Origin of the sequence: Micromonospora sp. WMMB482 (assembly GCF_019038635.1) — a bacterium.
GTDB lineage: Bacteria > Actinomycetota > Actinomycetes > Mycobacteriales > Micromonosporaceae > Micromonospora > Micromonospora marina.
The window spans coordinates 5,993,471-6,006,378 of record NZ_JAHOPD010000020.1; the positions used below are offsets into that span (position 1 = coordinate 5,993,471).

Here is a 12,908-nt window from a genome sequence, read left to right on the forward strand (position 1 = left end):
TCGCGGGCGATGGAGGCGGCCAAGATCCTCACCGCGCTCGCCGACCTGGCTCCGGCCGGCGCCGAGCGGGCCTTCGACGTCTCCGGCGCCGGCCGGCCGCTGATCTGGCTGCCCGGGCCCGACCGCGCGCCGCGCGACGCCCGGCTGGACCGGCTGGCCGCCCTGGACGCGCTGCACCGCGACCAGCGGATCCTGCGCCGGGGTCTGGCGTTCGTCGTCGGCGCGGCCGACCTCGACGGCAGCCGCCGGCGGGTCCGCGTGCCGTTGCTGGCCCAGCCGGTACGCCTGGAACGCACCAGCCGCAGCTACCGGATCGTGCCCGCCGGGGACCTGGAACTGACCTCGCTTATAGAGGACCGGAACCTCGCCGGCCGGCTGGAGGCCGCCCCGGGGCTCGCCGGGCCCGGCTGGCTCGGCGCGTCCGGCACGAAGGCGTGGATCACCGCCGCCGCCGAGGCCGCCGGCCTGAAGCTCACGACGGTGCAGGCGCGACCGCCCCGCCGTATCGACGAGGAGCGGCTGGTCGGCGTCACGGCCGCGGCGCTCTTCACCACCCGCGACGTGCTGGCGGGCCGGCTACGCGACACGCTGCTCGCCTGGGCGGCCCGGCCCGGACTGGCCGACACGGCGCTGAGCCGGCTCTACACCGGCCCGCGCGACTCCACCCCGGGCGACGCCGCCGCCCCGGGCGACCCCACTAGCCGGGGCGACGAGAGCGGCCGGCGCTTCGGCCAAGGCGGGCGGGACACCAGCGGCGTGGGCGACGACGCCGAGGCCGAGGTGCTGTCGCCCCTGCCGTTGAGTCCGGCCCAGCGCGACGTGGTGCGGCGTACCCGGGCCGAGCCGGTCGTGGTCGTCTCGGGCGCACCCGGCAACGGCAAGAGCCACGCCCTGGTCGCCGCCGCGCTGGACGCCGTGGACCGGGGTGGGTCGGTGCTCGTGGCCACCCAGTCGGTGCACGCCGCCGACGTGCTCGGCGAACTGCTGCGCCGGCACAGCGGTCCGGCGCCCGTTTTGTTCGGCGACGCCGAACGCCGCGAGACCATCGCCGCCGACCTGGCCGGTGGCGCGGCCGCCGGGACGGACGACGCCACGCTGCGCGACGCCGACGCCGCCGTGGCTGCCGCCCGCGCCCGGGTGACGGCCCTGGCGGACGGGATCGCCGCCGCCCTCGACCAGGAGCGCCGGGCCGCCGCGCTGCCCGGCTGGCAACCGTTGCTGCCCGCCCTGAGCCGGGATCTCCCCCGCCTGTTCGACCCGGACACCGACCTGGACGCGGTCCGGTCCGCGCTGACGGCGACGACAGCGGCCGGCGGCGGCTGGTGGCGGCACTGGCGGCGGTCCCGGGCCGGGAAGCGGTTGCGCCGGCTCAGCGGCGGCGACGTATCCGTGGAGCGGTTGCGGACCGCGCTGGAGGCGGCGAGCGCGGTCCGGGCGGCGGCGCGGCTCGCCGCCACCGGCGGCACCGACCTGACCCCCTCCTGGCGTGCCCTGACGACTGCGGAAGCAGCGCTCGCCGAGGCCGTGGGCACGGCGATGCGTCACCGGGCGACGAGCACCCACCGGTGGAGCGACGCGGCGCGGCGTGCCACCGGGGGCCTCGCCGCCGCGCTGCGGGCCGGACGCAACCGCCGCCGCGAACTGCTCGCCGGGCTGGACGCCCAGGCGCTGGTACGGGCGCTGCCGCTGTGGGTGGGCACGGTCACCGACGTCGAGGACCTGCTGCCGCCGATGCCGGGGATGTTCGACCTGGTGGTGCTCGACGAGGCGGCGCACATCGACCAGTTGCGGGCCGCGCCGGCACTGGCCCGGGCCCGGCGGGCGCTGGTGGCCGGCGACCCCCGGCAGCTACGGTTCGTGTCGTTCGTGGCCGACGTGGACGTCGCCACCACCCTGCGCCGGCACGGTCTGGAACGCTTCGGCGACCGGCTCGACGTCCGCCGGTCCAGCGCCTTCGACGTGGCCACCGGCGCCGCCCCGGTCACCTGGCTGGGCGAACACCACCGGTCCCTGCCGCACCTGATCGGGTTCTCCGCGCGCCGGTTCTACGGCGATCGGCTGGAACTGGTCACCCGGCATCCGCGCAACGAGCGCGCCGACGTCATCGACGTGGTGACCGTCGAGGGTGCGAGCGTCGCCGACGGCGTCAACCAGGGCGAGGTCGCCGCCGTCATCGACCTCGTCCGGCGGGTCGCCGCCGATCCCCCGGCGGGCGGCATCGCTGTGGTCAGCCCGTTCCGCGCACAGGCGGACGCGGTGGAGGCGGCGCTGCTGGCCGCGTACGACGTCGACGAGATCGAGCGTCTCGGCCTGCGGTCGGGCACCGTGCACGCGTTCCAGGGCAGCGAGGCGGACGTGGTGATCGCGTCGCTCGGGCTGGTGGACGGCGACTCGCCGTCGCGGCACCGGTTCGCAGCCGGGCCGAACCTGTTCAACGTACTCGTGACCCGGGCACGCCAGCGGCTGACGGTGGTCACCTCGCTACGCTCGCCGAAGGGCCTGGTGGGTGACTTCCTGGCCTACGCGGACCGGCCACCGGCGGCGCCGGAGGCGGAGCCGGTGACGGGCTGGACCGCCGGGCTGGCCCAGGAGCTGCGCCGGCTCGGGCTGCCGGTGCGACCCGGCTATCCGGTGGGCCGCTGGCGCGTCGACCTCTGCGTGGGCGCGGACGCCGACGCGGTCGGGGTGATCTGCGCGGTGCACCCGGACGGGGTGGCGGCGCACCTGGAACGGCAGCGCACGTTACTCCGGGCCGGGTGGCGGCTGTACGAGGCGTTCGCCAGCCGCTGGGCGGAGGACCCGATCCGGGCCGCCCTGGAGCTGGCGTGCCGCATCGGCGCCGCCGGGGCCGGCGCTCAGCCGACCAGGGCGGCGTAACGCCCGCGCCGGTCCAGCAGCGCGTCGTGGGTGCCCGACTCGACGATCCGGCCGTGGTCGAGCACCGCGATCCGGTCGGCGTCGCGGACCGTGGAGAGCCGGTGCGCGATGGTCACCACGGTGCGGCCCCGGGCCAGCTCGTCCAGCGCCCGCTGGACCGCGCGTTCGGTCTCGGTGTCCAGCGCGCTGGTCGCCTCGTCCAGCACCAGGATCCGCGGGTCGCGCAGCAGCGTCCGGGCGATCGCCAGGCGCTGCTGCTCGCCGCCGGAGAACCGGTGGCCGCGCGAGCCGACCATGGTGTCGTACCCGTCGGGCAGCGCGGTGACGAGGTCGTGGATGCGGGCGGCGCGGGCGGCGGCCTCGATCTCGGCGTCGGTGGCGTCCGGGCGCGCGTACCGAAGGTTGTCCCGCACGGTGCCGTGCAGCAGGTACGTCTCCTGGCTGACCACGCCGACGACGGCGGCCAGGTCGGCCGGGCGCAGGTCGCGCAGGTCGATCCCGTCGATGGTGACGCGGCCGGCGTCCGGGTCGTGCAGCCGGCTGATCAGCGCGGCGAGCGTGCTCTTGCCGGAGCCGGTCTCCCCCACCAGGGCCAGGCTGGTGCCGGCGGGGACGTCCAGGCTGACGCCCGCGAGGGCGGCGGTGTCGCTGCCCGGGTAGCTGAAGGTGACGTCCTCGATCCGCAGGTGGCCGCGGGCGGTGGCCGGGTCCAGCGGGACCGGGCGGGCCGGTTCGGCGACCTCGACGGGCAGGTCGAGGTATTCGAAGATGCGGGCGAACAGCGCCAGCGACGCGGTGAGCGTGACACCGACGTTGAGCAGGCCCATCAGCGGCCGGAACAGGTTGCCCTGGAGCGCGGTGAACGCGACGAGCGTGCCGATGGTGAGCGTGCCTGCGGTGCCGGGCAGCCCGGCGCCGAGGTAGATCACCGCGGGGATGGCGGCGAAGACGATGCTCATGGCGGCCATCCGCCAGCGTCCGGCCAGCTCGGAGCGCAGTTCCAGGTCGACCAGGCGGGCCGAGGAGGCGGTGAACCGGTCGACCAGGGCCGGGCCGGTGCCGAGCGTCTTGGCCAGCCGTACGCCGCTGACCGACAGCCCCTCCTCGATGGTCACGGTGAGATCGGCCAGTTCGCGCTGGCGCTGGGCGGTGATCTCCCGGCGCAGCCGGGCGACCCGGCGGGTGAGCCAGAGCGCGGGCGGCAGGACGACCGCCGAGACGAGGGTGAGGCGCCAGCTCAGCGCCAGCATGGCGATGGTGGTGGCCACGACTGTGGTGAGGTTGGCGGCGATCGAGGTGGCGGTGGAGGTGACCACCGCCTGCATGCCGCCGATGTCGTTGGTGATGCGCGACTGGACCTCGCCGGTGCGGGTGCGCACGAAGAAGCCGATCGACTGCCGCTGGAGGTGGGCGAAGACGTCGGCGCGCAGCCGGTGCATGACCTCCTGGCCGACGCGGGTGGAGATCCACGTCTGGGCGACGCCGAGCACGGCGGTCACGGCGGCGACCGCGACCATGCCCGCGACCAGCCAGGCCAGCAGCGTCAGGTCACGCTCGGGCAGGGCCCGGTCGATCACCGTACGCAGGAGGAACGGCGTGGCCATCGCGATGATCGAGGACGCCACGATGATCGCCACCACGGTGGCGAGCGGGCCGCGGTGGGCGGCGAAGAGGCGGCCGATCCGGCGCAGGGACACCTCACGGGCCTGGGCCTTCTCGGCGGGGGAAACGGTTCGGCCGTCACGGCGGCCGTCGGGGATGCGGTCCAACTGTGCTCCTCGTGTGGGGGACGATACTGAGGTTACCTCAACATGAGGGAGCAACACGAAAGGCTGTTACCGTATTCCCCGTGAACGGCAGCGACGAGAGCCTGGCCGAGGCGTTCTGGGCGGTGACCCGCCGGCTGCGGCACCAGACCAAGCGCGCGCTTCAACCGTGGGACATCAGCCCGGGGCAGGCGCGGGCGCTCGGCGTGCTGATCCGCCACGGCGCGCTGCGCCCCGGCGCGCTCGCCGAGCACCTGCGCATCGCCCCGCGCTCGGCCACCGAGGTGGTCGACGGGTTGCAGGAGCGGGGCCTGGCGCAGCGGCGGCCCGACCCGGGCGACCGGCGGGCCACGCTGGTCGCGCCGACTGCCGAGGGCGAGCGGGTGGGCACGGCGATCCGGCAGGCCCGGGCCACCGAGGCGGAGCGGTTCTTCGGCGCGCTCTCACCGGACGACCAGGGCGAGCTGGCCCGGATCCTGCGCCTGCTGCGCGAGGACTGAGCGCGGCGGCCGGCGGGGCCGAGGCGGCCGCCGGCCGCCGCGGGCGCTCAGCGCAGGCCGGCGGCGATCGCGTCGACCAGCAGCGCGCCGAGCGTACGGGCCATCACCGCGCGGGCGGCGTCGACGTCGAGCGCCATCGAGTCGCGCATCATCGACCACGCCGACCAGGTGCCGGCCACCGTGAGCGCGTCGAGCAACTGCTCGCGGTCCGGCCCGGCGTGGGCCAGTTCCGGGGCGAACACCGACTCGATCTCCTGGCGCACCCGGGCGATGGCCGCCTCCCGGTTGCGGCGCAACTGCGGGGAGAACGGCTCCCGCAGCGCCGACGCGCGGGCCGAGGGCGCAAGCACCTCCAGCAGCCGGGCGCGCTGGTCGCAGAACGCGGCGATCCGGGCGGTCAGCGGCAGGTCCGGTGGCACCGGACGCCACAGCGCCGCCTGACGCTCGCCGACCCGCCGCCCGGTCGCGCCGAACAGCGTCTCCATGTCCTTGAAGTTGGTCCAGAGCGTGCGCAGCGACACCCCGGCCCGGTCGGCGATCCGTTCCCCGGTGGGCCGCAGGTCACCGGAGTCGATCAGGGTCAGGTGCGCCTCCACGATCGCGGCCCGGGTCCGCTCGGCCCGCGCCGCCCGGCCGTCCACCCGCTCCGGCGGGTCGGTCTCCACCTCGATCATGGGTACGGAATCTCCTGTTGCTCGTCTGCCGGCGGCCACTCTACGTGCGTGCCGCCGGGCGGCCGGCACCCGGCCACCCGGCGACAGCGCCGTGGTCAGGACGTCGGCACGGCGTCCGCCGGCGGGTCCGTCGGCGGCTCGGTGAACTCGGTGACCGCGCCGTCACCGTCGTCGGTGGTGTACGCGGGACCGAAGTACGCCTGCACGCCGTTTGTCACCTTGGTCAGCCGGACACCGCCGTAGCCGGCGTGCACGCCCTCGGCGTACCGGAAGGGGACCAGGCCCGGCCCGCGGAAGCCGCCCTTGCGCACGGCCTCGACCAGCTTCTCCCGGGTGGGGTCGGGCCCGGCGGCGAGCATCGCCTGGACGAACGTGTACGCCATCGAGTAGCCGTAGATCGCGTTGCCGTCGACCGGGTTGCCCGCGTTGTACCTCTGGTGGATCTTGGTGAACTCCTGGATCCACGGATTCGCGGTGTCGCTCACGTTCGGCAGGTAGTTGTCGGCCACCAGGCCTTCGAGGATCACCTTCTTGTCGCCGAGCTGGGCGGCCAGCGTGGTGTAGTCGGCGCCCACGTTCGACACCACCCACTGCGCCTTGAAGCCCTGCCCGGCGGCCTGGCCCATGGCCAGCGCGGTGAAGCCGGGGATGGACGCCGAGATGACGACCTGGCAGCCGGCCGCACGCAGCGCGCCGATCGCCGGGCCGACCTGCTGGTTGGTGGTGGTGTACGTCTGCTTCGCCGCGACCGGGCCGAGGACCTGCTCGACGCCGGCCAGCGAGTCCCGCCCGAAGTCGTCGTTCTGCCCGAAGTGGCAGACCTTCGCGCCGGGGAACTCCCGCTTGACGTAGCTGGCCAGGATCTTGCCCTCGACCGTGTAGTCGGGCTGCCAGCCGAACGTCGTCGGGTACTTGTCCGGCTGGTTCCAGTTGCGGCTGCCGGAGGCGACGAACAGGTCCGGCACCTTCTGCGTCTTTATGAACTCCAGCACGTTCGTGTGCGTCGGCGTGCCCAGCCCGCCGAGCAGCGCGAAGACCTTGTCGTCGAGCACCAGCTTGCGGACCACGTTCTCGGTGTTGGCGGGGTTGTAGCCGTCGTCCATGACCTTGTAGACGATCTTCCGGCCGTGGACGCCCCCCTTGCTGTTGACGTGCTCGAAGTACGCCTTCGTGGCGGCGGAGATCTTCGAGTAGCCGGGCGCGGCCGGTCCGGTGAGCGGTTGGTGGGTGCCGATGACGACCTCGGAGTCGCTGACGCCGGGGACGTTCTCGGCGGCCTGCTTCTCGTCGTCGGCGCAGGCCGGCAACGCGGCCAGCAGGGCCAGGCCGGCGGCGGCCGCGAGAACGCGGCGGGTGGTGGGGCGCATGGTTCTCCAATCCGGTGCGACGGTGCGAACGGTGGGTGGAACCGGTGGGGTCAGCGGTCCGGCGACCGGCGGGGCGCGCGACGGCCGCGGAGCACGGCGCGCAGCCGGGTGCCGACGGCGCGCACCCCGCCCTGGAGGCCGCCCGGGGCGGCGAGCATGACGACGATGAGGATCAGGCCGAACACGGCCAGCGCGAGGTTGCCCTCCAGCCGCTGGGCCAGCCCGGCGGACAGGCTGAGGTGCTCGGTGAGCAGGCCGGGCAGATCCTGGAGCGCGACCAGGAGCACCGCGCCCCAGACCGCGCCGGCCAGGCTGCCCAGCCCGCCGATCACGATCGCCATGAGCAGGAACAGCGACAGGTCCAGCGGGAACTTGCCGGGTGCGACGGTGGCGGTGAGCATGGCGTACACGCCGCCGCCCAGGCCCGCGCAGGCGGCGCTGACCACGAACGCGAGCACCTGCGTGCGGGCCACCGGGATGCCGGCGAGCCGGGCCGCGACCTCGTCGTCGCGGACCGCCCGCAGGGACCGGCCGAAGCGGCTGCGCACCAGGTTGGCCAGCAGCAGCATGGTGAGCAGCGCGGCGGCCAGCGCGATCCAGGCCAGCCAGCGTTCCGGCTGGAAGTAGGCGCCGAGCGCCGCCGGTGGTGTCTGGGCCGGGAACCGCAGCCCCTGCTCGCCGTTGAACACGCCGGTGAAGATCGTGGTGACCGCCGGGACGAGCGTCGCCACGGCGAGGGTCACGCCGGCCAGGTAGGGGCCGCGCAGCCGGGCCGCCGCCAGCCCGACGACCAGCCCGACGAGCGCGGTCACCGCGACGCCGGCGAGCAGCGACGCGGGCAGCGTCCACCAGCCGCGTACCGCGCGCTCGTCGAGGGCCTGCTGGGTCAGGGCCACCGTGTACGCGCCGGTGGCCATCAGCGCGCCGTGCCCGAGCGAGAGCTGACCGTTGAGCCCGACCAGCACGGTGTGCCCGGCGGTGACGCAGAGGAACGCGCAGACGCGCGCCACCTGGAGGTTCTGGTACGGCGCGAGCTGGTTGGTCACCAGCACGACGAGCGTGCCGGCGAACACGGCCACCGCCAGGTGACGCAGCAGCGTGGAGCCGCGCGCCTCGCGTCCGGCCGGGGCGCCGGGGAGCAGCCGCCGCAGCGGGGACGGCGCGGCGGGCGAGATCTTGGTGGGGGTGCTCGTCACACGTGCCTCGCTCTCGCCGTGGAGAAGAGCCCGCCGGGGCGGACCAGCAGGACGGACAGCAGCAGCACCAGAACGGCCAGCGGGGTGGTGTCCGGTCCCAGGTAGCCGGTGACGTAGGACAGGATCAGCCCGACCAGCAGGCCGCCGACCACCGCACCGACCGGGCTGTCCAGGCCACCCACCACGGCGGCGGTGAACGCGACCACGAAGACCAGGTCCATGGCGTGCGAGTGCAGGCCGAGTCCGGTGGGGACGACGAGCATGCCGGCGAGCGCGCCGACCCCGGCGGCGAGCGCCCAGCCCAGCGTGAGCATCCGGCCGACGCTGACGCCGAGCAGCCGGGACACCTCGGGCGCGAACGCGGCGGCCCGCATCCGCAACCCCACCGGGGTACGGGTGAACAGCAGCGCGAGCAGCGCCACCACCGTCAGCGCGGCGCCGAGCACCCACAGGTCGTACGGGGACAGTGCGGCCACCCCGCCGATGGTGAGCGCGTCGGTGTCGAACGGCGCCGGGGCGGGCCGGTAGTCGTTGCCGAAGACGATGCCGAGCATCGCCTGGATGACGAGCACCAGCCCGAGCGCGACGATCACCTGGTTGAGCGGGCCGCCCGGCCCGGCGAACCGCATCAGCACCCGCTCCACCAGCGCGCCCAGGGCCAGCCCGGACAGGATCGCGGCGGCCAGGCCCAGCCAGTACGAGCCGGTGGCCGACACGACCGCGTACCCGACGTAGGCGGTGGCCACGGCCATCGCGCCCTGGGCGAAGTTGACCACCCGGGCGGCCCGCCAGATGAGCACGAGCGCGAGCGCGAACGCGGCGTAGACCGCCCCGGCGGCGAGCCCGTCGAAGGTGAGGAACCAGAACCGCTCCATCCGCGACCCCTTCCTAGAATCCGAGGTACGCGTGCCGGAGCTGGTCGTCGTCGCGCAGCCGGGCGGCCGGCGCGGCCGTCACCACCTGCCCGAGCGACATGACGATGCCCTGGTCGGCGACCGACAGCGCGGTGCGCACGTTCTGCTCGACGAGCAGCACGGTGAGCCCTCGGTCGTCGCGCAGCCGCCGCAGCAGCGCCATGATCTGCGCGGCCACCTTGGGCGCCAGGCCCAGCGAGGGCTCGTCGAGCAGCAGCAGGCGGGGCCGGGCGATCAGCGCGCGCCCGATCGCGAGCATCTGCCGTTCCCCGCCGGAGAGCTGGTGCCCGGCGTGGTCGCGGCGGCGGGCCAGGGCGGGGAACAGCTCGTACACCTCGTCGAGCGCGCGCCGGGCGTCGGCCCGGTCGCGCCGCCACAGCCCGCCCAGGCGCAGGTTCTCCGCCACGGTCAGCTCGGTCACCACGCCGCGCCCCTCCGGCACGTGCGCCAGGCCGCGCCGGACCAGGTGTTCCACCCGGACGCCGCGCAGGTCCTCCCCCGCGTACCGGACCCGGCCGCCGGTGGGACGGAGCAGACCCGAGAGGGTACGCAGCAGCGTGGTCTTGCCCGCGCCGTTGGCGCCCAGCACGGCGGTGATCGTGCCGGGCGGGACGGTGAACGCGACGTCGCGCAGCACCGGCACCGGCCCGTAGCCGCAGCTCAGCGCCTCGACCTCCAGCACGGCGGTCACGACGTGCTCCCCTCGGCCGGCACGTCGGCGCCCAGGTACGCCTCGGTGACGCGTGGATCGTCGCGGATGCGCTCCGGCGGGCCCGCCGCGATCACCTTGCCGAAGTCGAGCACCACCAGTTCGTGGCAGACGGACATGACCAGGTCCATGTGGTGCTCGACGAGCAGCACGGCGCAGCCGCCGTCACGTTCGGGCAGGGCCCGGACCAGGTCGGCCAGCTCGGCCACGTCGTCGGCGCCGAGACCGCCGGCCGGTTCGTCGAGCAGCAGCAGCCGGGGCCGGGCGATCAGCGCCCGGGCCAGCGCGACCCGTTTGCGCATCGCGTAGGGCAGGGTGCCCGGCGGGGCGCCGGCGTACTTCTCGACGCCCAGCTCGGTGAGCAGGTCCAGGGCCCGGGCGTGCAGCCGCCGCTCGTCCCGGTCGCTGCGGGGCAGGCCGAACAGCGCGGCGGCGAAACCGGCGCGGGCGGTGTGACTCGCGCCGGCGACCACGTTCTCCAGCACGGTCAGCCCGGCGAACAGGCCGACGCCCTGGAGGGTGCGGGCGATGCCGAGCCGGGTGAGGGCGTGCGGGCGGGGCCGGAACGGCCGGCCGTCCAGGGTGAGCGAACCCTCGGTCGGCCGGACGAAGCCGCAGACCACGTTGAACAGGGTGGTCTTGCCGGCGCCGTTGGGCCCGATCACGCCGACGATCCGGCCGGGCGGCACCCGCAGTGAGACGTCGTCGAGGGCGACCAGGCCGCCGAAGCGTACGCCGACGTGGTGCAGCGCCAGGCCCGGTTCGTCGGCGGGGGCGGCCGGTGGGCTCATCGTCACCTCGTGCCGGTCGACGGAGCACGGAAAAACTAATTACACCGGGAGTGTACTTTTCCCTGCCGCCGCGTCAATGCCCCGGCGATCACGGCCTCCTTCCCCGGGCTGGCGGGCTCCTGCGTGCACGGCCGGTGCGATCAAGCCGGCATACGGTCGCGGGCACGGCGCAGGAACATCTGCTCCGCCGCGTTGCCGGTGCCGGCGATCGCCACGTCGTACGCCGCCCGGGCCTGCGCCGGACGGTCCAGCCGGCGCAGCAGGTCGGCCCGGATCGCGTGCCACACGTGGTAGCCGCCCAGGTCGAGGCGCTCCACTTCGGCCAGTCCCACCGCCGCTCCGCGTACCTCGGCCAGCGCGACCGCCCGGTTCAGCGCCACCACCGGGCCGGGCGCGACGGCCGCGAGCTGGTCGTAGAGCGCGAGGATCTGGGTCCAGTCGGTGGCGGCGGTGGTGGGCGCGTCCGCGTGCACCGCGCCCATCGCGGCCTGGATCTGGTACGGGCCGGGCCGGCCCCGCCGCAGGCACCGGCGGACCAGATCCTGCCCCTCGGCGATCAGCTCCCGGTCCCACCGGCCGCGGTCCTGCTCGGACAGCGACACCGGCACCCCGTCCGGACCGGTCCGGGCGGCGCGGCGGGCCTCGGTGAGCAGCATCAGCGCGAGCAGGCCGAGCGCCTCCGGCTCGTCCGGCATCAGCGTCACCAGCAGCCGGCCCAGCCGGATCGCCTCCGCGCCCAGCTCGGCGCGGCCCAGCCGCTCCCCCGTGCTGGCCGTGTGCCCCTCGTTGAAGATCAGGTAGACCACCGCCAGGACCCCGCGCAGCCGGTCCGGCAGGTCCGCGTCGCGCGGCACCCGGTACGGGATGCCGGCGTCGCGGATCTTGGCCTTGGCCCGGACCAGGCGCTGCGCCATGGTGGGCTCCGGCACCAGGAAGGCGCGCGCGATCTCGGCGGTGCTCAGGCCGCCGAGCAGCCGCAGCGTCAGCGCCACCCGGGCCGGAGCGGCGAGTGCCGGGTGGCAGCAGGTGAAGATCAGGCGCAGGCGGTCGTCGGGCACGGGCCCCTCCTCGGCGGGCGGGTCGGCGGCGTGCAGCAGGGCCGCCTCGGCGTGCCGGGCCGCCCGGGTGGCCTCGCGGCGCAACCTGTCGATCGCCCGGTTACGGGCGGTGATGATGATCCAGCCGGCCGGGCTGGGCGGCGGCCCGTCGGCGGCCCAGCGCGTCACGGCCACCGCGAACGCCTCCTGGACCGCCTCCTCGGCGAGGTCGATGTCGCCGAGGAGACGGACCAGGACGGCTACCGCGCGGCCGTACTCGGCCCGGAAGACCCGTTCGACGTCGGTCATCCCTCGCCCTGGAACGGGCGGACCTCGATCGGCAGCGTGGTCGCGAGGGCGTACCGGCGGCCCCACTCCAGCGCGGTGTCCAGGTCGGGCGCCCGGATGACGGTGACGCCGCCCAGGTACTCCTTGCCCTCGGCGAACGGCCCGTCGGTGACCAGCACCTCGTCGCCGGCCGGGCGCAGCACCGTGGCGGTCTGCGGGTCGTGCAGGCCGTTGCCGAACACCCAGCACCCCGCCTCCCGCAGGTCCCGGCCGATGGCCTCGACCTCGCGCATCACCCCGGCCAGGAACTCCGGGTCCGGCCGTCCCTCGCCGGCCGGCTGGTACACGCTGATCAGGTACTGCTTCATCGGCTCCTCCTCGTCACCGGACGGTCCCGCGCCGTCCCCTCACCCTCCACACGAACGACTGACGCCGGTTTCGACACGCCGGGCCGGGTGAATCCGGGCGGGAGCGGGGTACGCGGTCGCGTGCGCCGCCACCGGGTCGTCGTCGTGGGCGCCGGGTTCTCCGGCCTGGCCTGCGCGCTCGCGCTGGACGCGGCCGGCGCGCAGGTGCGGGTGCTGGAGGCCCGGGACCGGGTGGGCGGCCGGACGCGCAGCCGCCCGCTGCCCGGCGGCGGCTGGCTCGATCTCGGCGCGCAGTGGATCGGCCCGGCCCAGGACCGGATGTACGCGCTCGTCGCCACGTACGGCCTGACCACGTTCCCCCCCCCCCGCGCACGGCGCGCCGACGCTGCTGCTCGGCGGACGCCCGGCCACCGGCGGGCCG

At 75.2% G+C, this 12,908-nt stretch carries 11 protein-coding genes and 1 pseudogene; 3 read left to right on the forward strand and 9 right to left on the reverse strand.

Features of this window, described 5'->3' with window-relative positions; genetic code table 11:
- Window positions 1-9: 9 nt before the first annotated feature.
- Window positions 10-2,877 (forward strand): AAA domain-containing protein, encoded by a 2,868-nt coding sequence (locus KSK32_RS29270; RefSeq protein ID WP_216934591.1) that lies wholly within the window; start codon window positions 10-12, stop codon window positions 2,875-2,877.
- On the opposite strand, the gene KSK32_RS29275 is transcribed toward KSK32_RS29270, so the two are convergent.
- Window positions 2,856-4,637 (reverse strand): ABC transporter ATP-binding protein, encoded by a 1,782-nt coding sequence (locus KSK32_RS29275; protein WP_374226756.1) that lies wholly within the window; start codon window positions 4,635-4,637, stop codon window positions 2,856-2,858. The two genes, KSK32_RS29270 and KSK32_RS29275, sit on opposite strands and share 22 nt — an antisense overlap.
- An 89-nt stretch (window positions 4,638-4,726) precedes the next feature.
- Here KSK32_RS29275 and KSK32_RS29280 point away from each other — a divergent pair, with 89 nt between their 5' ends.
- Window positions 4,727-5,143: a MarR family winged helix-turn-helix transcriptional regulator gene (locus KSK32_RS29280; protein WP_216934595.1), complete on the forward strand. Its 417-nt coding sequence runs from the start codon at window positions 4,727-4,729 to the stop codon at window positions 5,141-5,143.
- A gap of 47 nt (window positions 5,144-5,190) precedes the next feature.
- Here the strand turns inward: KSK32_RS29280 and KSK32_RS29285 are convergent, their stop codons facing one another.
- The 8 genes from KSK32_RS29285 to KSK32_RS29320 all read right to left on the reverse strand — a co-directional run bounded on the left by KSK32_RS29285 (window position 5,191) and on the right by KSK32_RS29320 (window position 12,487).
- Entirely contained in the window at window positions 5,191-5,817 is a 627-nt protein-coding gene (locus KSK32_RS29285) for a TetR/AcrR family transcriptional regulator (protein WP_216934597.1), read from the reverse strand.
- A 95-nt stretch (window positions 5,818-5,912) separates the two neighbouring features.
- On the reverse strand, window positions 5,913-7,184 hold the full coding sequence (locus KSK32_RS29290) for an ABC transporter substrate-binding protein (protein WP_216934599.1): 1,272 nt from the start codon (window positions 7,182-7,184) through the stop codon (window positions 5,913-5,915).
- A gap of 50 nt (window positions 7,185-7,234) precedes the next feature.
- A complete protein-coding gene (locus KSK32_RS29295; RefSeq protein WP_216934601.1) occupies window positions 7,235-8,380 on the reverse strand; it encodes a branched-chain amino acid ABC transporter permease in 1,146 nt (381 codons plus the stop codon).
- Entirely contained in the window at window positions 8,377-9,255 is an 879-nt protein-coding gene (locus tag KSK32_RS29300) for a branched-chain amino acid ABC transporter permease (RefSeq protein ID WP_216934603.1), read from the reverse strand. The genes KSK32_RS29295 and KSK32_RS29300 overlap by 4 nt, the downstream gene beginning before the upstream one ends.
- Window positions 9,256-9,268: 13 nt before the next feature.
- A complete protein-coding gene (locus KSK32_RS29305) occupies window positions 9,269-9,985 on the reverse strand; it encodes an ABC transporter ATP-binding protein (protein ID WP_216934605.1) in 717 nt (238 codons plus the stop codon).
- Complete coding sequence (locus KSK32_RS29310) at window positions 9,982-10,794, reverse strand: ABC transporter ATP-binding protein (protein WP_216934610.1); 813 nt, start codon at window positions 10,792-10,794, stop codon at window positions 9,982-9,984. The genes KSK32_RS29305 and KSK32_RS29310 overlap by 4 nt, the downstream gene beginning before the upstream one ends.
- 140 nt (window positions 10,795-10,934) lie before the next feature.
- Complete coding sequence (locus KSK32_RS29315; RefSeq protein WP_216934612.1) at window positions 10,935-12,140, reverse strand: RNA polymerase sigma factor; 1,206 nt, start codon at window positions 12,138-12,140, stop codon at window positions 10,935-10,937.
- A complete protein-coding gene (locus KSK32_RS29320) occupies window positions 12,137-12,487 on the reverse strand; it encodes a YciI family protein (protein WP_216934614.1) in 351 nt (116 codons plus the stop codon). Before KSK32_RS29320 ends, KSK32_RS29315 begins: the two co-directional genes overlap by 4 nt.
- Here KSK32_RS29320 and KSK32_RS35010 point away from each other — a divergent pair.
- Window positions 12,479-12,805, forward strand: a pseudogene (locus KSK32_RS35010) (FAD-dependent oxidoreductase); the annotation flags it as partial. The gene KSK32_RS29320 and the pseudogene KSK32_RS35010 overlap by 9 nt on opposite strands.
- Between the last annotated feature and the right edge of the window lie 103 nt (window positions 12,806-12,908).